Below are 20,579 nucleotides of genomic sequence, written 5' to 3'. Positions count from 1 at the left end.
CTCCGGTCACCGCCATGCTGGCGGCCGTCGCGCTGCTGACGGCCGGCTGCTCGGGCGACGGAGACGGCACCGACGCATCGGCCGCCACGCCCTCCGTGACCGGCACCGCCACCGCTGCCCCGACCACCCCGTCGGCCACGCCCTCCCCGCCCTATCCGACCAACGCCAAGGGCTGCCACTCCAACGGGGAGTGGACGACGGAACAGGCCACGGACTGGGTGCGAATAGCGGCCGATGCCCCCGACGCAGGCGTCGACACCTCCAAGGACCCGGTCACGATCCACGAGAGCGTGGAGGGCTACTCCGGCCCGCTCTGCGAAACAGTCACCGTTCAGGTGGAGTTCTGGAAGCTCACCTACGGCTCGGCGGGCGCCGGAGAGCACACGACCAGCGCCACGGAGGCCCCGCCGGACTACTACTTCGACATGGACTCCGTGAAGCGGACCGAGCTGCGCGCCGACGGGCGCAAGGAGCTCCTCGTGAAACCGCCGGAGAAGCTCTACGCCGGCGACCGCAGCGTCTGCGTGGGGGCCCTGGTCGCGGTGTACGTCGGCAAGCCCCTCAAGAGCAAGGAACTGCCCGAGCAGATCAGCACCGAGTCCGGGGGCCTCAACATCTACGGCGGGGACGTGGATTTCAGGACCGAGCGGGTGGCCGAGTACGAGCTGTCGCCTCCAGCGGCGCCGCAGGTCTGCAGCCCCGAGGGCAAGCCCACCGCCGACCCGTACGACGTGCCCGACACCACGGGTGTGCCCGACCCGCTGTACCCGACGCCGACGTTCAGCTTCGACCTGGACGACGTCCTGCGTTCCCCGAGTTACGGAGATTGAGCATGTATCTGAAGGGAGGCTGCCATGAGTAAGCGGGAATTGGGGCCGTATCCAAGTCTGAGATATGCGCACATGGTGTCCAAGGACGTCCACAGCAGCCATGTCGTCCGCCAGTTTGCTCTCTATCCGATCGACATCGAGCGGCCGGAGAAGGGCCGACGGGTGGAGGCGCTGGAATGCGGGAGCTGCCAGAAGCCGCTGAAGTTCAAGGTGCTCAGTGTCGCGGCGACCAGGAGCCGCCGGTGGGCGTGGCTGGTGCTGGGCCTGGCCGGGGTAGCGGTGGCGCTCGGGTTCGGGGTGGCGATCTTCGAGGTCGGCGGGCGAGTGGTCGAGGAGGGGGCCCCCAACCCGGTGGGCCCGCTGGCGCTGGGCTTCCTCGCCGGGTTCCTTTCCGGGATCGTCGGCCTGAGCTACTGGTGGTACGAGGACGGGGTGCGCGGGCCCGGCTCGCCGCTGCTGTCGTTGGGTGTGCACGCTCTCCGGTGGCCGCGCAGCTAGCGCGCTCCTGGCGAGATGCCTGATCTGCGAGGCCCTCGAAGATCGACTTATCGAGGAGACTCGGGCTGGACTCCTCGCTGTCCGCCGTGAACGCGCGCCCGCCACACTCGCCACAGACGGGCGGAACCATCTTCAAAGCGCGTCCAATGGATCCGTCCACTCGATGACGCCGACCGGGCATGACGATCCGGCCCACCACGCTCTTCAGGCGCCGCCTGAGACGCGGTCCACCGCCGAAAGCCGGCACAGCTCCCGACCGGGTTCTAACCCGCCGCCGCCCTCGGCTCGCGCGGCAGCCCCAGCACCTTCTCCGCGAGGATGTTCCGCTGCACCTGGGACGTGCCCGCGTAGATGGTGCCGGAGCGGGCGATGAGGTATGTCGTCGACCAGGACGCCGAGGAGTTCGCCGCGCCGGGGTCGTCGGTGCGGTAGGTGCGCAGGGGCGGGCGGCCGACCGGCACCTGGCCGTGCAGGCCCATGATGTCCATCGCCAGATCGGTGACCTTGGTGTGGTACTCGCTCCAGTACAGCTTGGCGATCGACGACTCGGGTCCGGGCTCGGTGCCCTTGAGCCAGCCGGTGAGGATCCGGTAGCCGAGATAGCGCATGATCTCGACCTTGGACCAGCACCAGGCGATGCGCTGCCGGATCACCGGGTCCTGGTCCTTGCCGTACAGCCGGGCCAGCTCGACGAGGCGTTCCACCTCCGCCTTGAAGAGGATCGGGTTGGTCGCCGCCTCCTCCCCGCGCTCCACGCCGAGCAGGCTCTGGGCGACGGTCCAGCCATTGTCGACACCGCCCACGACGAGATCGGCGCGGGTGCGGGCGCCGTTGAAGAACACCTCGTTGAAGTGCAGCTGCCCGCTCATCATGCGGAACGGCCGCACCTCGACGCCGGGCTGGTCGAGCGGGACGAGCAGGAAGGAGATGCCGCGGTGCTTGGCGGCGTCCGCGTTCGTGCGGGCCAGGACGAAGATCCAGTCGCTGTGGTGGGCGCCGGAGGTCCACACCTTCTGGCCGTCGATCACCCACTCCTCACCGTCACGCACCGCGCGCGTCCTCAAGGAGGCCAGGTCGGAGCCCGCGTCCGGCTCGGAGTACCCCTGGCACCAGGTGTCCTCGCCGCTGAGGATGCGGGGGAGGAAGTGGGCCTTCTGCTGGTCCGTGCCCCAGCGCAGCAGCGTGTTGGCCAGCATCTTCACGCCGAAGGTGTCCTGCGGCAGCCCGAACGGCACACCGGCCAGTGCCAGTTCCTCCATGAGCACCACCTGGTGGAGCTTGGTCAGGCCCCGGCCGCCGTACTGCTCGGGCCAGGTCAGCGAGAGGTAGCGGCGCTCGGCCAGCAGACGGCGCCAGTCCCGGGCGAAGGCCCAGGCCGCCTCCTCGTCGAGAGCGCCGATGCCCTTCCAGTCCGATGGCAGTGTCTCGGCGAGGAACGCCCTGACCTCGGTGCGGAACGCCTCGGTCTCGGGGGGATAGCTGATGTCCACCTGCGTACTCTCCTCGTCCGGGCCCGTGCGCACAGCTCCATCGCTGTATTGATTGTTTCAGCATAATAGGTTATCTATTTGAGAGGAATAGCGTCGAGCCAGGGCGGGCTGACATGGGACTGCTGGACGGCCGCAACGCGGTGATCACCGGCGGCGCACAGGGCATCGGCTTCGAGATCGCCGGAGTCCTCGGCGCCGAGGGGGCGTCCGTCGTCCTCGGTGACATCAACGAGGACGCGGCGGCGGAAGCCGCCGAACGCCTCGCCAAGAACGGCGTGGCAGCCACCTCGCTGCGCTGCGACGTCACCGACGAGGACGAGGTCGCCGCCCTCGTCGCCCACTGCGCCGACACCTTCGGACCGGTCGGCGTCATGGTCAACAACGCCGGGATCACCCGGGACGCGACCCTGCGCAAGATGGCCCTGTCCGACTTCCGCGCCGTCGTCGACGTCCACCTGACCGGCGCCTGGAACGGCACCCGGTACGCCGCCGAGGCCATGCGCGCGCACGGACACGGCGGCAGCATCGTCAACATCTCCTCCATCGCCGGCAAGGTCGGAAACTTCGGCCAGACCAACTACAGCGCCGCCAAAGCCGGACTCGTCGGCCTCACCAAGGCCTCCGCCAAGGAACTCGCGAAAGCGGGCATCCGCGTCAACGCCGTCCAGCCCGGCCTGATCCGCACCGCCATGACCGAGGCAATGCCTCCCGCCGCCTGGGACGCGAAGCTCGCCGAGATCCCCATGGGACGCGCCGGAGAGCCCGCCGAGGTCGCCCAGGTCGTCCTCTTCCTCGCCTCCGACCTGGCGAGCTACGTCACCGGAGCCGTGGTCGAGGTCACCGGCGGTCGGTACATGTGACTCCTCATGAAAGGCAGTACTGATGCCCGCCCTCCTGCGTGACGCGGTGATCTGCGAACCCGTGCGTACCCCCGTCGGCGGCTACGGCGGCGTCTTCCGCGACGTGACGGCGGCCGAACTCGCCGCCACGGTCGTCCGCGCCGTACTGGAACGCACCGGCATACCCCCCGCAGCCGTGGACGATGTCCTGCTGGGTCAGTGCTACCCCAACGGAGAGGCTCCGGCCATCGGCCGCGTGGCCGCCCTGGACGCCGGTCTGCCGGTAGAGGTCCCCGGACTTCAGATCGACCGCCGCTGCGGCTCCGGACTGCAGGCGATCATCACCGCGGCGATGCAGGTGCAGACCGGCGCCAGCGACCTCGTGCTGGCCGGCGGCGTCGAGTCCATGAGCCAGGCCGAGTTCTACACCACCGACGTCCGCTGGGGGGTACGCGGCGCGGGCACCACCCTGCACGACCGCCTGGCCCGCGGCCGCGTCACCTCCGGGGGTGCCAACCACCCAGTCGCCGGCGGCATGCTGGAGACCGCCGAGAACCTGCGCCGCGAGTACGCCATCCCCCGCGAGGAGCAGGACCGACTCGCCCTGCGCTCGCACGAGAAGGCCGTCGCGGCCCAGCGGGAGGGCCGGTTCACCGACGAGATCGTGCCGGTCACCGTACGCACCCGGAAGGGCGAGACGGTCGTCGACACCGACGAACACCCGCGCCCCGGCTCGTCCTTGGAGAAGCTCGCGTCGCTGCGCCCCGTGCTGGGCCGTCAGGACCTCGAGGCGACCGTCACAGCAGGCAACGCCAGCGGCCAGAACGACGGCGCCGCGCTGTGCGTCGTCACCCACCCCGAGCGCGCCGCCGAACTCGGCCTGCGCCCGCTGGGCCGCCTGGTCTCCTGGGCCGTCGTCGGCGTACCACCCGAGACGATGGGCATCGGGCCGGTACCCGCCACCGCCAGGGCCCTGGAACGAGCCGGACTGAAACTCGCCGACATCGACCTGATCGAACTCAACGAGGCCTTCGCCGCCCAGGTACTGGCCTGCACCCGTGAATGGGGCCTGACCGAGACCGACTTCGAGCGGTTCAACGTCAACGGCTCCGGCATCTCGCTGGGCCACCCCGTCGGCGCCACCGGCGGCCGCATCCTCGCCACCCTGCTGCGCGAACTGGACCGCCGTCAGGCCCGCTACGGCCTGGAGACCATGTGCCTCGGCGGGGGCCAGGGCCTGGCCGCCGTCTTCGAACGGCCGACCGACGCAACCCACGCTCATGGAGGACGCTGACATGGCCGGACTGATCGCATACGGCGCCTACGTGCCGTACCACCGCCTCGCGAGGACGGATGTCGCAGCCGCACTGGGCGGCAGGGGAGGCAAGGGAACCCGCGCGGTCGCGGGCTACGACGAGGACACCACGTCCATGGCCGTCGAGGCGGCCCGCGACGCCCTGGCCCGCGACGGCCTGCGCGCCCGCGTCAGCCAGCTCTTCCTCGCCACCGCCGCACCCGCCTACCTCGACAAGACCAACGCCACCGCCGTCCACGCCGCGCTCGGTCTCGACCAGCATGTGCTCGCCGCCGACATGGCCGGCTCCGTGCGCTCGGGCCTCGGCGCCCTGGTCACGGCCGCCCGGTCCCCGGTACCGACCCTGACGGTCCTGTCCGACCTGCGCACCGGCCTGCCCGGCGGCAGCGACGAGGTCGCGGGCGGCGATGGCGCGGCGGCGTTCGTCTTCGGCGGCCACCGCAACGGGGCCCCCGTCATCGCGGAGTTGCTCGCACACGACACGGTCAGCGACGAGATCCTCGACCGCTGGCGGCTGCCGGGGGCGCCTGTCTCCCGGGTCTGGGAGGAGCGCTTCGCCGAGGAGATCTACGTGTCCCTCGCGGACAAGGCGCTCACCGCTGCCCTGGACCACGCGGCGGTCGACATCGGCTCGATCGACCACTTCGTGGTCGCGGGCCTGCACGCGCGCGCGTGCGCGGCGGTCCGGCGCACAGCCGGTGTCCGTCCCGAGGCGGTGACCCCGGACCTGGCCGGAGCGATCGGCAACGCCGGCACCGCCCAGCCCGGACTGCTCCTCGCCGACGTCCTCGACCGGGCCCGGCCCGGCGAGACCATCGCCCTCGTCGTGCTCGGCGACGGCGCCGGAGTCCTCCTGCTGCGCACCACCGACGCGCTCCCGGCTCACCGGGCTGCCCGCCCGGTCTCCGCACAGGTCGCCCAGGGCAGCGCCCCGATGCCGTACGCCACGTACCTGTCCTGGCGCGGTCTCCTCGACCGTGAACCACCCCGGCGGCCGGACCCCGAGCCGCCCTACGCCCCGCCCGCGCACCGCCGCACGGCCTGGAAGTACGGCTTCGTCGCCTCCCGTTGCGAGAAGTGCGCCACCCGGCATCTGCCGCCGGACCGGGTGTGCACCTCCTGCCGGAGCGTCGACGCCATGACCGACGAGCCGATGGCGCACGTGCGCGGCACGGTCGCCACGTTCACCGTCGACCGCCTGGCGGCCACGCCGAGTCCGCCGATGCTGGTCGTGGTCGTCGACTACGACGGCGGCGGCCGGTTCCGCTGCCAGCTGACCGACGCCACCGAGGCCGACGCCGTCATCGGCGCCCGCGTGGAGATGACCTTCCGGCGCACGGTCACCGCGTCCGGCGTGCACAACTACTTCTGGAAGGCCCGGCCGGTGCGCACGGGCGAGACCGACGAGACCGAGGGGACACACTGATGGGCTCGCACGGAATACGGGACCGGGTCGCGATCGTCGGCATGGGCTGCACGCCCTTCGGCGAGCACTGGACCCGCTCGGCGGACGACCTGCTGATCGACGCCGTGGGCGAGGCGGTCACCTCTGCCGGCATCACCCTCGACGACATCGACGCGTACTGGTTCGGCACCCAGGCCTCCGGCGTGTCCGGGCTGACCCTGAGCCGGGCGCTCCACCTGCCCAACAAGCCGGTCACCCGCGTCGAGAACATGTGCGCCACCGGCTCGGAGGCACTGCGCAACGCCTGCTACGCCGTCGCTTCGGGGGCGTACGACGTGGCGATGGCCGTCGGCGTGGAGAAGCTGAAGGACTCCGGCATGTCCGGGCTGTCCGGTACGGCCATCCCGGGCGCGGGAGACGACAGCCGCGGGGAGATCACGGCCCCGGCCAACTTCTCCCTCCTGGCTCCCGCCTACGCCGCCAAGTACGGCCTGGCGGGGGAGGAGATGAAGGACGTCATCACCCGCATCGCATGGAAGAACCACGTCAACGGGGCCCGCAATCCGCGCGCGCAGTTCCGCAAGGAGGTGCCGCTGGAGCGCATCCGGTCGGCCCCGATCGTCGCGGGCATGCTGGGCGTGTTCGACTGCTCGGGCGTCTCGGACGGTTCGGCGGCGGCGATCGTGGTGCGCGCCGAGGACGCCTATAAGTACACCGACAAGCCGATCTTCGTGAAGGCGCTGTCCTTCGTCGCCGGTCCGGCGGACGGGCTCCTCGACCCGGAGTACGACTTCACCACCTTCCCCGAGGTCGTCGCCTCCGCGCAGGAGGCCTACCGGCAGGCGCGCATCACCGACCCGCGCGCCGAACTCGCCCTCGCCGAGGTCCATGACTGCTTCACACCAACGGAGTTGGTGCTGATGGAGGACCTGGGCTTCTCCGAGCGCGGCCAGGGCTGGAAGGACGTGACCAGCGGGGCGTTCGACCTGGACGGCTCTCTGCCGGTCAACCCGGACGGCGGTCTGAAGGCCTTCGGCCACCCCATCGGTGCCTCCGGCCTGCGCATGATGTTCGAGGCCTGGCTCCAACTGCGCGGCGAGGCACCGGCCGAGCGGACGGTGAAGTCCGTGGCTGAAGGACGCTCGCTCGCCCTGACGCACAACCTCGGTGGCGGACCCGGCGAGTGCGTCTCGTTCGTGTCGGTCGTCGGCAGCCAACTCACCGCATAGGGAAGGTGGTTCGACCATGGGACGGCTCGAAGACAAGATCGCCGTCGTCACCGGGGCCGCGTCCGGCATCGGCGCCGCCACCGCGCGTCGCGTGGCGGCCGAAGGCGCTCACACGGTCGTGGCCGACCTGAACCTCGAGGGCGCCAAGGCGGTCACGGAGGAGATCCGTGCCGCCGGAGGCTCGGCGACAGCGGTTCCGGTCGACCTCGGCGACATCGAGAGCGTACGGGCCATGGTGGCCGTGGCGGTCGAGACGTACGGCGGTCTCGACGTCCTGCACAACAACGCGGCGGCCACCCACCTGGCCGCCCGCCAGGACCTCGCCGTCGTGGAGGCCGACCCGGCGGTCTGGGACGACACGATGCGGATCAACCTGCGCGGGACCATGGTCGCCATCCAGGCCGCCGTCCCGCACATGATCGCGCGCGGCGGCGGTTCCATCATCAACACCTCGTCCGGATCCGGCCTCGCGGGCGACCTGCGCAACCCGGCGTACGGCGCCTCGAAGGCCGCCCTCATCAACCTCACGCAGTACGTCGCCACCCAGTACGGCAAGCAGGGCGTGCGCTGCAACGCCATCGCGCCGGGGTTCATCGTCACCCCGGCGAGCTCCGGTTCGGCGCACGGGGCGATCCGGGAGGCGATGCTGCGCCATCACCTCACCCCGCGCCTGGGGCGCCCGGAGGACGTCGCCTCGGCGGTGGTGTTCCTCGCCTCGGACGAGTCGGCGTTCGTCACCGGGCACACCCTGCGCGTGGACGGCGGGTTGCTGTCCCATCAGCCGTACGTGGCGGATCTGCGCGAGGCCTGACAAGGCCCTTGTCGTTGCTGCCGGAGGCGCTGATCGCAGCGCCTCCGGTTTTCGGCGTTCCCCGGGACGGGACGTTCAGGCCAGCGTCTCCGGCTCCAGGTCGCCCAGGTAGGCCGCCCGGACCGCCGGATCGCGCCGGACCTCCTCGGGGGTGCCGGCGCAGATCCGGCGGCCGAAGTCCAGGACGACGACCTGGTCGCAGACGCTCATCACCATGTCGACGTCGTGCTCGACGAGCAGCACGCCCATGCCCCAGTCCTCGGCGAGCCGCCGTACCAAGTGGGCCAACTCCCGGGTCTCGTCGTCCGACAGGCCCGCCGCCGGTTCGTCGAGGAGCAGCACGGACGGCGAGGCCGCCACCGCGCGGGCGATGGCCAGCAGCCGCCGCTCTCCGTACGACAGGTCGCCCACCGGCCGGTCCAGACTGTCCTGGAGACCGAACTCCCGTACCGCGACGAGCACATGAGTGGGGAGCGGGCGGCTGCCGGGACGGATCAGGTCCGTGAGGTAGGCCCATCGGCCGGGCCGGTCGCAGGCCGCGTACAGGTTGTCCAGGACGGTCATGTCCTCGAACAGTTCCAGCGACTGGAAGGAGCGGCTCAGACCGGCTGCTGCCCGCCGGTGGACCGGCAGCCGGGTCGCGTCCCGGTCTCCGAGGCGCACGCTGCCCGACGCGGCCCGGGTGAAGCCGGTGACCGCGTCGATGGCGGAGGTCTTGCCGGCGCCGTTGGGACCGATGAGCCCCACGACCTGGCCCGGTGCGACGTCCAGGGAGAGCCCGTCGACGGCGACGACACCGCCGTAGCGGACGGTGAGGTCCCGTACCTGGAGGGGGAGTGGGGCGGCGCGGGTCGCGGTCGGGACGGCTGACGGCTCGTCCTTGGGGACGGTCGCCGGCCGTTTCGGGGGCAGCTTGCGCCGGCTCCCCGCCGCCTGTCTGCTGAGCCCCTTCCCGATGCCGTCCTGGTTGCCCACCAGCGTCAGCACCAGGATGATCCCGCCGATCAGCGGCATCCACTCGCTGAGCCCGGGCAGCACGAGGTCCCCGAACCGGGCACCCACCGTGCCCGCGGCGAAGGTCGCGCCGAACAGCGGGCCGACGAGGAAACCGACCCCGCCGATGACCGCGAGGCCGAGCGCGGTGATGGAGCCGAAGCTGGCGAAGTCGGACAGGACGACCGAGGTCGAGCGGAAGCCGGTGAGCACTCCGGCGAGCGCGGCGATGGCCGCGGACAGGCCGAAGGCGTAGAGCTTGGCGGCGCGGACGTCGATGCCGAGGGCGGCGGCGGCCCGCTCGTTCGCCCGTACGGCGATCAGCCTTCGGCCGGTCCGGCTGCGCCGCACGTTGGCGACCACGAGCGCGGCGGCGACGAACAGCACGAGCACGACGGCGGCGTACCGCTGCGGATGGTCGACGCCGGAGATGCTGATCCCGAAGAGTGTCTGCTTGCCCACCGCGATGCCGTCGCTGCCGGGGGTCGTCGACAGATCGGTGTTCTGGAAGACCATCGCCTCCAGCGTGGTGCCGAGGCCGAGCGTGATGATCGCGAGATTGACGCCGCGGGTGCGGACCGCCGGGAGCGCGAAGAGCAGACCGATCGGGACCGTGCCCAACACCCCTGCCAACAGGGCGAGTTCGAAGGGCCAGCCCCAGTCGGCCGCCGCGTGTCCGGCGATGAAGGCGCCCGTCCCGGCCAGTGCGTAGGCCGCGAGGGAGACCTGTCCCGCGTAGCCGGTGACCACGACGATCGACAGGATGATCAGTGACAGCACCAGGGTGGTGGTGATCGCGTCGGCCCACAGCGGCGTCGCCAGACTCACCAGCGACAGCCCGGCCACGACGGCGAGCGCCAACGGCAGGGGGCGGACCTTCCCGGTGCCCAGGGCGGGCAGCCGGTCCAGGAACGTGCCGCGCAGCGGCAGCGCCCGGCCGCGTGCGACCAGCACCAGGGCGATGAACAGGAAGGGGACCGAGGCGGCGAGCCCGGTGACGTCGGAGCCGAAGCGGGTCAGTTCGGACTGCACGACGCCGATGACCAGGCCACCCGCCAGGGTGACGGGGAACGAGGAGAATTTGCCGACCAGGGCGGCGGCCAGGGCGCTCAGCAGGAGGGTGGTCAGCCCGGTCACCGACAGGCCGATGACCGGCACGATCAGGATGCCGGTCAGCCCGGCGAGCGCCGATCCCAGTGCCCAGTTGCCGGTGGCAATCAGGTCCGGGGACCAGCCGAGCGAGGCGGCCGCGCCCTCGTTCTCCGCTACCGCGCTGGTGCCCAGGCCGAACAGGGTGCGCTTGTAGAGGAGATGGAGGAGGACGGTCACGGCGACCGCGATGCCGATCAGCCACATGCGGTCCTCGGAGACCGTCGCCCCGGCGATCGTCAGCAGCTTGGTGGGCAGCTTGCCCGGCACCAGCTCCAGGCTGTCGCCGTAGCGCTTGACGGCGATCGCGGTGAGCACGATGAAGACCGCCAGGGTGCCGACCAGACGCGCCAGCGAGGACGCTCTGCGCAGCGGGCGGAGCACCAGCAGGTGGGTGAGCACGCCCAGCACCGCGGAGGTGAGCACGCCGCAGGCGGTGGCGGGCCAGTACGTCACGTCGTGCTGGGTTGCGAGCTCCCACTGGACATAGGCCCCGGCCATACCGATCGCGCCGTGCGCGAAGTTCAGGACGCCGGAGCCCCGGTAGACCAGCACGATGCCGTGCGCGGTGAGCGCGTAGAGGGCACCGAGCCCGAGGCCGAGCAGCGCGAAACGCAGGACGTCGTCCATCGAGGAACCTCCCGAGGGCAGGTGCGAGACAGCACATTCATTTAAATAATTGTGCCGAGAGTACTTCACTAACCAGAAAACGCACCCCATGCTGTTCGGCATCTCGACGACGAGCACAGCGGAGGAACCATGAACCACTCACGCCGACGCAGAACCGCCGCAGCGAGCGCCCTCGCGGTCACCGGAGTCCTGCTCGCCGCCGGCTGCGGGGGAGAGGCGTCCGGCAGTTCGAAGGAGGAGACCTCCGCCCTGAAGGGCACACCGGTCAAGGTGATGGTCTGGGCGCCGGAGGACACCCAGGGCAGCGCCCAGCCCGGAGTCCGGCTCACCGCCCAGGCGTACGAGAAGTGGATCAACGCCAACGGCGGGATCAAGGGCGCCCCGCTGAAGGTGCTCACCTGCAACGAGAAGGGCAACCCCGACGAGGCCGAGAAGTGCGCCCAGCAGGCGGTCGCCGAGAAGGTGGTCGCGGTGGTGGGCTCCTACAGCCTCGCCGGTGATCGCTACATGCCCATCCTGCAGAAGGCCGGCATCCCGTACATCGGCGGCACCGGAGTCTCGGCGGCCGAGTTCTCCAACCCGCTGTCGTTCCCGGTCAACGGCGGCACCCCGGTGGTGTTCGCGGCACACGGCAAGCAGCTGGTGGACCAGGGCTGCAAGAAGATCTCCGGCGTACGGTACGACGTCGCCGCCGCCGCGATCGTCTCGCAGTTCCTCACCCTCGGCGCGGTTTCCGCCGGAGGGACAGCGCCGAAGGACCTCAAGGTGCCGCTCACCGCCACAGACCTCGCCCCGCAGGTCGCCGCCGCGACCAAGGGCAGCGACTGCGTGGACGTCATCCTGGGCACGCACTCGGACCTGTTCGTGAAGTCGTACGTGCAGTCCGGCGCCAAGACGAAGCTCGGCAGCGTCGTCGGCAACCTCACCCCGCAGCTGGCCGAAAGCACGGGAGGGAGCAGCAGTCCCCTGGAGGGCTCCGCGATCACCGGCTACTACCCGCCGACCTCCGACGCCGCCTGGAAGGACTTCCTCGAAGCCACCAAGGGCAACAAGGACATCGACACCTCCAATGGCGCCAACGGGACGACCTGGGTGGCGTTCAAGGTCTTCACCGAGGCCGTCAAGCAACTGCCCACCATCTCGTCCAAGGCCCTGGTGCAGGAGCTGGACACCACGGCGGGCATCGACACCGGCGGCCTGACCCCGCCGCTGACCTGGAAGGCATCGACGGCCCTGCCGATCAAGGGCCTCAACCGCATCCACAACACCACCGCAACCGAACTGACCATCCGCGACGGGAAGATCGAGTGGGCCAAGCCCGGATCGACCTTCGTCGACGTCCGCAAGGTGCTGACGGCCGCGATGTCCGGCTGAGGAGCAAACCCGTGGACAACACCGACGCACCCCTGATCGAAGCACGCTCGCTGTCCGCCGGATACGGCAGCCAGCCGGTCGTACGCGAACTCGACCTGGAGGTCAGGCCCGGCGAGGTCGTCGCCCTGCTCGGCCCCAACGGGGCGGGCAAGACCACCACCCTCCGAGCGCTCTCCGGCAGCCTCGCCCCGATGGGCGGCGAGGTGCGCTGGCTGGGCGAACCCGGCCGCGCACCGCTGCACCGCCGCGCCCGCCAAGGCCTGGCGTACGTCGGGGAGCGGGCGGTCTTCACCCGGCTCGACACCGCGGACAACCTGCGGGTCGGCCGGGTGCGGTCCCAGCAGGCGCTGGAACTCTTCCCCGAGCTCGAAAAGCGCCTCAGAACCGGCGCGGGCATGCTGTCCGGCGGCGAGCAGCAGATGCTGTCGCTGGCCCGCGCCCTGTGCCGCTCGCCCAAGCTGCTCCTCGCGGACGAACTCTCCCTCGGCCTCGCCCCGTTGGTGGTCGACCGCCTCCTGCGCGCGGTACGCGAGGCGGCCGACCGCGGCCTCGGCGCGCTGCTGGTCGAACAGCACGTGCGCAAGGTGCTGGACATCGCCGACCGCGTGTACGTCCTGCACCGCGGCCGCGTCACCATGACCGGCACCCCGAAGGAACTGCGCGGCAACCTCGACGCGATCGAGTCGTCGTACCTCGCGCAGACCGCAGCGGAAAAGACAACGTACGCAACTGATTGAGGTGAACGCTGTGCCAGGCGCACGCGAGCAGATCCGATCCCTCGTCCTTTCCGGCGACACCTTCGACCAACCCGCCGACGAGCTGAGGGAGTTGCAGCTGGAGGCCGCCCGGGAGACCTTCACCGCCCACCGCGAGCGGGTTCCGCTGCTGCGCACCCGGGCGGCGGAGACCGGTGTGGAGGAGGTCACCGGCCTCGACGACCTCGTGCCGCTGCTCTTCTCGCACACCAGCTACAAGTCCTACCCCGTCTCCCTCATCACCGCGGGCCGCTGGGACCGGCTCCTGCGCTGGTACACCACCGTGTCCGCGGTCGAACCCGGCGACGTCGACATGGACGGCGTCAACGACATCGACGAGTGGACCGACCGCATCACCGCCGCCGGCCATCGCCCGTACATCACCAGCGGCACCTCCGGGAAGGTCTCCTTCCTCAACTGCGACGCCAGTGACCTGAGTTTCCTCCACGACATCCTGGAGCACCTCACCTGCTGGCCCGACCCCCTGCCCCCGAAACCCACCCGCCGCGGCTATCTGCTCGCACCCGCGAGCGGCCCGATGCGCTCCATCGACGGCTTTCGCCGGCACGCCGACGTCTTCGCGCAACCCGGCGAGACCCGGCTGCTCACCGAGGACCCGATGCGGGTCTCCGAGCTGATGAGCAGCGCGCTGCTGCGCCGCCGGATCGCGGAGGGCGCCGCCACCCCACAGGAGATCAGCTCCTTCGAGAACGCCTCCGAGTCCCGCGAGCAGGAACTCGGCGCGGCCATGGCCCAGATCGTCGACGACATCGCCGCGCACCGCGACGAGCCGCTGCTGATCGCCGGCATGAACAACCAGCAGTTCACCCTCATCCAGGCCCTGCGCGCCCGCGGCGTGCCCGACGGCAGCCTGCACCCGGACACGCTGGTGCTCAGCGGCGGCGGCAACAAAGGCCGCGCGCTGCCCGACGACTACCAGCAGCAGCTCACCGCCTTCTACGAAGGTGTACGCCGCGTACGCAGCTACGGCATGACCGAGCTCCAGGGCTCCTGCCTCGCCTGCGAGCAGGGCAACTACCACGTGCCGCCCTGGGTGATCCCCCTCGTGCTCGACGAGCCCGGCGAGAAGCTGCTCAACCCCGGACACGGCGTGGTGGAGGGGCGGTTCGCGTTCCTCGACGTCTCCCTGGAGGGCCGCTGGGGCGGACTGATCAGCGGCGACCGGGTCTTCGTGGACTTCTCGCCGTGCACCTGCGGCCGCCCCGGACCGGCGGTCCTGCCGGACATCCGGCGCTACGGCGACCTCGGCGGCGACGACAAGATCACCTGCGCCGCGACACTCGACTCCTATGTGCGGGGGATGATCCACTGATGAGCGGTACGACACTCGACGGCACCGCGGCCGACCCCGTGACCGTCGTCCACGTGGTCCGGGGCGAGGCCGACCAGAGCACACCCGTCGACCTCGGCCGGTTCACCGCACCGCCCCTCGACCTGGACCGCCTTGTGTGGCCGCGCTCCGAACCGGGTCCCGCCTTCGACGTGCCCGTGGCGGAGATCGTCGAGCTGCTGGTGGAGACCGGCGAGGCGCTCAAGGCGGACCGCGGAGGCCTGCTCGCCGAAGCCCTGGACCGGATGGTCCCGGTCAGCCCGTTGCCCGCGGAGGTGCTGGAGCGCGCCTACGCCGTGCTGTGGCGCAGCTTCCAACGCCCCGGCCTGTACGCCCAGATCGCCCACGAACTCGGCGGTGCGGACGTGCTCGACGGCTGGCGCGAGGTACGCCTGCCCGACGACCGGATCGCGGCCACCCGCGCGTTCCCGCCCCGCCTGGTGCACATCATCGCCGGCAACGCACCCGGAGTCGCGGCGATGTCCGTCGTGCGCGGCGCGCTCACCAAGGGCGTCAACCTCCTGAAACTGCCCTCGAACGACCTGTTCACCGCGACCGCGATCCTGCGCACCATGGCCGCGGTCGCCCCCGGGCACCCGGTCGTGCGGTCGTTCTCCGCGGTGTACTGGCGCGGCGGCGACGAGGCGGTGGAGAGCGTGCTGTTCCGCCCGCAGTTCTTCGACAAGCTGGTCGCCTGGGGCGGCGAGGCCACCATCCGCAGCGCGCTGAAGTACGTCGGCCCGGGGTTCGAACTCGTCTCCTTCGACCCCAAGACCTCCATCTCGATGATCGGCCGCGAGGCCTTCGCGTCCGAGGAGAGCCTGGCCCGGGCGGCCGACGCGGGCGCCGCCGACGCCACGTTCTTCAACCAGCAGGCCTGCGTGGCCAGCCGCTTCCAGTTCGTCGAGGGATCCTGGGACGACGCCGACCGCTACGCCGCCCTGCTGTGCGAACGTCTCGGCGTGGCAAGGGAGTTCAGCTCGGCTGGCGGTCCACGGGTTGCCGCGGAACTGCGTGAGGAGATCGACGTCCTGCGGTCCATGCAGCCCGAGTACCGGGTGTGGGGCGGCTACGACGGCCAGGGCCTGGTCATCCGTTCACCGGAACCCGTGGATTTCCACCCCGACGGGAAGATCGTCGACGTCGTCCCGGTCGCCACCCTGTCCGAAGCCGTCACCCACGCCGGGGTGGCCACCCAAACGGTCGGCGTGTACCCCGACACCCGCAAGGCGGAACTACGCGACGCCCTCGCCTGCGCCGGCGTGCAACGCGTGGTCTCCCTCGGCAGGGCGGGCGGCATGCCGCCGGGCCTCTCCCACGACGGCTTCTACCCGCTGCAACGGCTCATGCGCTGGGTGAACGACGAGTGACGGCTTCCGCGGCGGCGAACCGGGCGCCCCGGGTTCCGGGTCCCGCCCGGACGGCGAGACCGGCCATCCGGAAGACCGCGTACACGGGGGCCAGTCTGACCTCGCGGGGGCCGAAGAGTTCTGGGCGTCGAGGGCCCGTGATGATCACCAAGTCCGCGCCCGCACCGCTACCTGGCCCTCACGCCAAAGGCCCGTACAACCATGGGACTTGAAGCCGCCTGGTTTCAGCCTGCGAACGTTTCTGCCCGCGGATCTTGCGAGAAGTATTGACGTCATTCATGGGATGTCTAGCATTCTCTCGATCGGCACTTCGACCGCTGTTTGATATGTCGAACAGTCGGAGTTCCGCCACACCGGCATCCGGGCAGCCCTCGACGGGCCGGACCGGAGTCGCTTGCTCGAGGATGACGAGGTCCTTATGCGCAGACGTAGTTTCAGCCGCAGGCGCCCGTCCGCGGTGCTCGCCGCCGTGGTCGCGGCCCTGGCCGCGTTGGCGGCGCTGCTCGTTGCCGGTCCGGCTCAGGCGGCCACCACCAGCGACGTGCGCGGTGTTGATTCCGGCCGCTGTCTCGATGTGGCGGGCTTCAGCCAGACCGACGGCGCGAACGTGCACATCTGGGACTGCCACGGCGGAACCAACCAGCAGTGGACGTTGACGGACAGCGACCAGCTGACCGTGTACGGCAACAAGTGCCTGGATGTCCGGGGCGGCGCCACCACGCCCGGGACCCCGGTGCAGATCTGGACGTGCAACGGCAGTGACAACCAGCAGTGGCGGGTGAACCCCGACGGCACGATCGTCGGCGTGCGGTCCGGACTGTGCCTGGAGGTCTCGGGCTGGGGCAAGGCCAACGGCACGGGGGTGCAGATCTGGTCGTGCCACGGCGGCGCCAACCAGAAGTGGACCGGCCTGTCCGGGGCGAGCAACGCGTGTGCTCTTCCGTCCGCCTACCGCTGGACCTCGACGGGTCCGCTGGCGCAGCCGGCGAACGGGCAGCTCGCGCTGAAGGACTTCGCCACCGTGAAGTACAACGGCAAGAACCTGGTCTACGCGACCACCGCCAACGAAAGTGGGTGGGGCTCGACGGGGTTCAGTCCCTTCACGAACTGGTCGGACATGGGGGCGGCCACCCAGACCAAGACGAACCGGGACGCGGTGGCGCCCGAACTGTTCTACCTCTCAACCAAGAACATCTGGGTGATGGTGTACCAGTGGCCGTCGTTCGTCTACAGCACGTCCAGCGACCCCACCAACCCCAACGGCTGGTCCGCCCCGCAGCCGCTGTTCACCGGCAGCCTCCCCGCCGGCGAAGACGGCGCCCCGCTCGACGCGACCATGATCGCCGACAACCAGAACATGTACCTGTTCTTCGCCGGTGACAACGGCAAGATCTACCGGACGAGCATGCCGCTCGGGAACTTCCCCAGCAGCTTCGGCTCCTCGTACACGACGGTCATGAGCGACACAAACAGGGACCTTCTGTTCGAGGCGCCGGAGGTCTACAAGGTCCAGGGCCGGGACCAGTACCTCATGATCGTTGAGGCGCAGGGTTCGAACCGCTACTTCCGCTCGTTCACCGCCTCCAGCCTGGACGGTCCGTGGACCGTCCAGGCCGGCAGCGAGAGCAGCCCCTTCGCGGGCCAGGCCAACAGCGGTTCCACCTGGGCCCAGGGCGTCAGCCACGGTGACCTGATCCGCAACAACCCCGACCAGACCATGACCATCGATCCCTGCAACCTGCAGTTCCTCTACCAGGGCCTCCTCAAAGACATCCCGCCGAACACCGGCTACATGAGCCTGCCGTACCGGCCGGGCCTGCTCACCCTGCAGCGCTGACCCGCCTGATCCACGGTGACCGCGATGGGGTGCGGTCCGCCGCCGCGCGGACGAGCTGTCTACGGCGTGGGTGACTCCACCTGCTGACCGATACTCACCGCCTTGAGGAACCCCAGCCGCGCGTCGGCTGGGGTTCCTCTCGTTCGTGGACTCTCATCGTGGGTACGGACCGAAGCCCTGTGACGCCACCAGGAATCCGCCTGCCGGCCGTGGTGTGCCGAGAATTCCGCAAGCCCATCCCGGGCATCGGTCCGTGTCGCCGTCGTTCCCCTGGACCCACGTCGTCTTCCTGCTGCGACTACGAGCCCATCGCTTCGGCGCCGACGCCCACCTTGGCTTCGTTCACCTTCAGTGACAGCGTTTGTCGACCAGTTTGAGCGGCGATTTGCGATCTCTGGGAGGAAAGGTCTTCACGACGTCCGTGCGGAGCAGTCGTGTCCGTCGCCGGGCAGGCCCATGACGTTCAGCACGGGTTCCTCGCCCTCGGGGATCTCGAAGGTGAAGTTCGCTCCTGACGCGATCGCCGTGAGCGAGCACTGGTTGCCGAAGGCCAGCGCAGCATGCGGCTTCCGGGAACAGCCCGCCCTGTTCACTGCGGAAACGACGTCCGCGTGCTTGAGCCCTGCCGGGCCCTGTGCGGCTTCAGCCGCTCGGCCACCGCGGGGCGGTGTGCGGCCGGAAGCATGTGATGGTTCGCGCCGTCGAGGTGGAAAGGGAGCCCGGGCGTGTCACCGGGGCACCGGGTCACGGGATCACCGGGTCCGGTGAGACCGTGCGACCGCGTCTCGGCGAAAAAGTAATTGAGACGGCAACCTTTCCGCTCTGAGTGGCCACTTAGGGGTGTACCGACGAGGGCGAGCCGTGGTCAGCGGCGCTACGCCCTCTGTGTCACCACCCGATCGGAGCGTTACGTGTCATCAGAAGACCCGAGATCCGCCGAGCAGCCGATGCCTCGGGGTCGCACGCCCCGCCGTAGCCGGATGCGCCTCCGCTTTGTCGCGGGGGCGGTGGCGGTGCTCGCCGCCTCGGCCGGTGTCGGCGCCTTGGCGCCCAGCGCGGACGCCGCGGCGACCGTCGGCATCAGTGTGGATGCCGGTACCTCCTTGGGCACGGTGCCCAGCAGTGGTGCCGGCCTCAACACGGGCGTCGGCGACGACCGCATGGGGGACGCCAAGGTGACATCGCTGATGAAGGCCGCGGGAGTTCGGCAGCTTCGCTATCCCGGCGGCTCCGGCGCGGACGACTTCCACTGGAAGACCCACACCATGGGCAACGGCGGCTGGATCGTACCCAACACCGACTTCGACAGCTTCATGGCCACCGCGAAGAAGGTCGGCGCCCAGCCGATCCTGACCGCGAACTACGGTTCCGGCACCCCCCAGGAGGCCGCCGACTGGGTCAAGTACGCCAACGTCGACAAAGGTTACGGCGTGAAGTACTGGGAGATCGGCAACGAGGTCTACGGCAACGGGCACTACGGCAACGGCAAGGGCTGGGAAACCGACAACCACGCCGACAAGAGCCCGAAGGAGTACGGGAAGAACCTGGTCGCCTACGCGAAGGCGATGAAGGCCGTGGACCCGAAGGTGAAGATCGGAGCGGTGCTCACCACCCCCGGCTTCTGGCCGGATGCGGAGAAGGCCCCCGGTGACAGCGCCGACTGGAACAACACGGTGCTCTCCATCGCGGGACGCTCGATCGACTTCGTCATCGTCCACTGGTATCCGGGCGGCAAAACCACGGCCGACCTGCTGAACACCCCCTCCCGGATCGCCGGTGTCAGGTCCTCGCTGCGCTCGCTGATCGCCAAGTACGCGGGCTCGCGCGCCGCTTCGGTGGAGATCGCGGTCACCGAGACCGACACCGTCTTCTCGCCCGCCCTGACCAGCCAGGCCGCAGCCCTGTTCGCGCCGGACACCTACATGACCTGGTTCGAGCAAGGCGCCACCCACGTGGACTGGTGGAACCTGCACAACGGCTCGGGCGACGCACCCACCACCGTCAACGGCGAGACCGACTACCAGGACGGGGGCATTCTCTCCGCCGGAACCTGCGCCGGGGGGAAGTGCCAACCGCGGCGCGACACACCCTTCCCCACCTACTGGGGCATCCGCTCGCTGACCGCACTGGCGAAGCCTGGCGACACCATGGTCAAGTCGTCCTCGCGCAGCTCGTCGGTTGCTGTGCACGCGGTGCGGAGCAAGGGCGGTCTGAACGTCATGCTGATCAACAAGAGCCCGAAGGACGCGGCGCAGGTGTCGCTCTCGTACGCCGGATTCACCCCGGCCGCAGGGGCGGTCACGACCGTTTCGTATGCCAAGGGAGACACCGCCCTGACGACGGCGAAGCGGGGCACGGCGGGCGCACAGAAGCTGCCGCCGTACTCGATCACGACTCTTCAGCTGAAGCCCGCGTTGGGGACTACCAGCGCTGACAAGCCGACGCCCGCCCCCACGCCGACCGCCGTCACGCCGGTTGTCTCGGCCCCCGGCACGACCGGCACCCGCGCGCAGGGGGGGATCGGCGCGCCCGTCGGCCAGGCGACCCCAAGCAGCACGTCCGGCGACCTGGCTTCCACCGGGGCGAGCAGCGCTGTTGTCACGTACAGCGCCCTCGGTGGCCTGCTGGTCATCGCTGCCGGCGGCGTGCTGGTGCTTCGCGGACGTCGCCGCAGGGGTCTGCACGGGAAGTGAGACCGCGTGA

At 70.2% G+C, this 20,579-nt stretch carries 16 protein-coding genes; 13 read left to right on the top strand and 3 right to left on the bottom strand.

The annotated features are described in order from the left end of the window. The first annotated feature begins 14 nt into the window (after positions 1-14). Positions 15-830, top strand: coding sequence for a hypothetical protein (locus M2157_RS03735; RefSeq protein WP_280864406.1), 816 nt, complete (start codon positions 15-17; stop codon positions 828-830). Between the two features lie 24 nt (positions 831-854). Then, entirely contained in the window at positions 855-1,328 is a 474-nt protein-coding gene (locus M2157_RS03730; protein ID WP_280864405.1) for a hypothetical protein, read from the top strand. 263 nt (positions 1,329-1,591) lie between these two features. On the opposite strand, the gene M2157_RS03725 is transcribed toward M2157_RS03730, so the two are convergent. Next, on the bottom strand, positions 1,592-2,818 hold the full coding sequence (locus tag M2157_RS03725; RefSeq protein WP_280864404.1) for an acyl-CoA dehydrogenase family protein: 1,227 nt from the start codon (positions 2,816-2,818) through the stop codon (positions 1,592-1,594). A 113-nt stretch (positions 2,819-2,931) separates the two neighbouring features. Here M2157_RS03725 and fabG point away from each other — a divergent pair, with 113 nt between their 5' ends. The 5 genes from fabG to M2157_RS03700 are packed head-to-tail and all read left to right on the top strand — an operon-like array spanning position 2,932 to position 8,417. Further along, a complete protein-coding gene (gene fabG / locus M2157_RS03720; RefSeq protein ID WP_280860340.1) occupies positions 2,932-3,678 on the top strand; it encodes a 3-oxoacyl-ACP reductase FabG in 747 nt (248 codons plus the stop codon). Positions 3,679-3,700: 22 nt separating this feature from the next. Beyond that, on the top strand, positions 3,701-4,951 hold the full coding sequence (locus M2157_RS03715) for an acetyl-CoA C-acetyltransferase (protein ID WP_280864403.1): 1,251 nt from the start codon (positions 3,701-3,703) through the stop codon (positions 4,949-4,951). A gap of 1 nt (position 4,952) precedes the next feature. After that, the gene (locus M2157_RS03710) at positions 4,953-6,398 is read left to right on the top strand and encodes an OB-fold domain-containing protein (protein WP_280864402.1); all 1,446 of its coding nucleotides are present in this window, start codon (positions 4,953-4,955) and stop codon (positions 6,396-6,398) included. Beyond that, positions 6,398-7,606, top strand: a complete 1,209-nt coding sequence (locus tag M2157_RS03705; protein ID WP_280864401.1) for an acetyl-CoA acetyltransferase — start codon at positions 6,398-6,400, stop codon at positions 7,604-7,606. The genes M2157_RS03710 and M2157_RS03705 overlap by 1 nt, the downstream gene beginning before the upstream one ends. Positions 7,607-7,622: 16 nt before the next feature. Next, positions 7,623-8,417, top strand: a complete 795-nt coding sequence (locus tag M2157_RS03700) for a glucose 1-dehydrogenase (protein WP_280864400.1) — start codon at positions 7,623-7,625, stop codon at positions 8,415-8,417. A gap of 75 nt (positions 8,418-8,492) precedes the next feature. On the opposite strand, the gene M2157_RS03695 is transcribed toward M2157_RS03700, so the two are convergent. Then, a complete protein-coding gene (locus M2157_RS03695; RefSeq protein WP_280864399.1) occupies positions 8,493-11,189 on the bottom strand; it encodes a branched-chain amino acid ABC transporter permease/ATP-binding protein in 2,697 nt (898 codons plus the stop codon). A 129-nt stretch (positions 11,190-11,318) separates the two neighbouring features. Here M2157_RS03695 and M2157_RS03690 point away from each other — a divergent pair, with 129 nt between their 5' ends. The 5 genes from M2157_RS03690 to M2157_RS03670 all read left to right on the top strand — a co-directional run bounded on the left by M2157_RS03690 (position 11,319) and on the right by M2157_RS03670 (position 17,876). Beyond that, positions 11,319-12,563: an ABC transporter substrate-binding protein gene (locus tag M2157_RS03690; RefSeq protein WP_280860333.1), complete on the top strand. Its 1,245-nt coding sequence runs from the start codon at positions 11,319-11,321 to the stop codon at positions 12,561-12,563. Between the two features lie 11 nt (positions 12,564-12,574). After that, a complete protein-coding gene (locus tag M2157_RS03685) occupies positions 12,575-13,300 on the top strand; it encodes an ABC transporter ATP-binding protein (protein ID WP_280860332.1) in 726 nt (241 codons plus the stop codon). Positions 13,301-13,310: 10 nt separating this feature from the next. After that, positions 13,311-14,651, top strand: a complete 1,341-nt coding sequence (locus M2157_RS03680; RefSeq protein ID WP_280864398.1) for a hypothetical protein — start codon at positions 13,311-13,313, stop codon at positions 14,649-14,651. Then, positions 14,651-16,039 (top strand): acyl-CoA reductase, encoded by a 1,389-nt coding sequence (locus tag M2157_RS03675; protein WP_280864397.1) that lies wholly within the window; start codon positions 14,651-14,653, stop codon positions 16,037-16,039. The genes M2157_RS03680 and M2157_RS03675 overlap by 1 nt, the downstream gene beginning before the upstream one ends. Before the next feature lie 418 nt (positions 16,040-16,457). After that, entirely contained in the window at positions 16,458-17,876 is a 1,419-nt protein-coding gene (locus M2157_RS03670) for a non-reducing end alpha-L-arabinofuranosidase family hydrolase (protein WP_280864396.1), read from the top strand. Between the two features lie 410 nt (positions 17,877-18,286). Here the strand turns inward: M2157_RS03670 and M2157_RS03665 are convergent, their stop codons facing one another. Further along, complete coding sequence (locus M2157_RS03665; protein ID WP_280864395.1) at positions 18,287-18,469, bottom strand: hypothetical protein; 183 nt, start codon at positions 18,467-18,469, stop codon at positions 18,287-18,289. Positions 18,470-18,856: 387 nt separating this feature from the next. Here M2157_RS03665 and M2157_RS03660 point away from each other — a divergent pair, with 387 nt between their 5' ends. Next, positions 18,857-20,569, top strand: coding sequence for a cellulose-binding protein (locus tag M2157_RS03660; protein ID WP_280864394.1), 1,713 nt, complete (start codon positions 18,857-18,859; stop codon positions 20,567-20,569). Positions 20,570-20,579: the final 10 nt, after the last annotated feature.

Origin of the sequence: Streptomyces sp. SAI-127 (genome assembly GCF_029894425.1) — a bacterium.
In the GTDB taxonomy this organism is placed as follows: Bacteria; Actinomycetota; Actinomycetes; order Streptomycetales; family Streptomycetaceae; genus Streptomyces.
This window is presented reverse-complemented; position numbering and strand designations above follow the sequence as displayed.

What these genes read in the sequence shown, in the direction of transcription:
- M2157_RS03735 (WP_280864406.1), top strand. Translation starts at nt 15, where the DNA reads ATGCTGGCGGCCGTCGCGCTGCTGACGGCCGGCTGCTCGGGCGACGGA.
- M2157_RS03730 (WP_280864405.1), top strand. Translation starts at nt 855, where the DNA reads ATGAGTAAGCGGGAATTGGGGCCGTATCCAAGTCTGAGATATGCGCAC.
- fabG (WP_280860340.1), top strand. Translation starts at nt 2,932, where the DNA reads ATGGGACTGCTGGACGGCCGCAACGCGGTGATCACCGGCGGCGCACAG.
- M2157_RS03715 (WP_280864403.1), top strand. Translation starts at nt 3,701, where the DNA reads ATGCCCGCCCTCCTGCGTGACGCGGTGATCTGCGAACCCGTGCGTACC.
- M2157_RS03710 (WP_280864402.1), top strand. Translation starts at nt 4,953, where the DNA reads ATGGCCGGACTGATCGCATACGGCGCCTACGTGCCGTACCACCGCCTC.
- M2157_RS03705 (WP_280864401.1), top strand. Translation starts at nt 6,398, where the DNA reads ATGGGCTCGCACGGAATACGGGACCGGGTCGCGATCGTCGGCATGGGC.
- M2157_RS03700 (WP_280864400.1), top strand. Translation starts at nt 7,623, where the DNA reads ATGGGACGGCTCGAAGACAAGATCGCCGTCGTCACCGGGGCCGCGTCC.
- M2157_RS03695 (WP_280864399.1), bottom strand. Translation starts at nt 11,189, where the DNA reads ATGGACGACGTCCTGCGTTTCGCGCTGCTCGGCCTCGGGCTCGGTGCC.
- M2157_RS03690 (WP_280860333.1), top strand. Translation starts at nt 11,319, where the DNA reads ATGAACCACTCACGCCGACGCAGAACCGCCGCAGCGAGCGCCCTCGCG.
- M2157_RS03675 (WP_280864397.1), top strand. Translation starts at nt 14,651, where the DNA reads ATGAGCGGTACGACACTCGACGGCACCGCGGCCGACCCCGTGACCGTC.
- M2157_RS03670 (WP_280864396.1), top strand. Translation starts at nt 16,458, where the DNA reads ATGCGCAGACGTAGTTTCAGCCGCAGGCGCCCGTCCGCGGTGCTCGCC.
- M2157_RS03660 (WP_280864394.1), top strand. Translation starts at nt 18,857, where the DNA reads ATGCGCCTCCGCTTTGTCGCGGGGGCGGTGGCGGTGCTCGCCGCCTCG.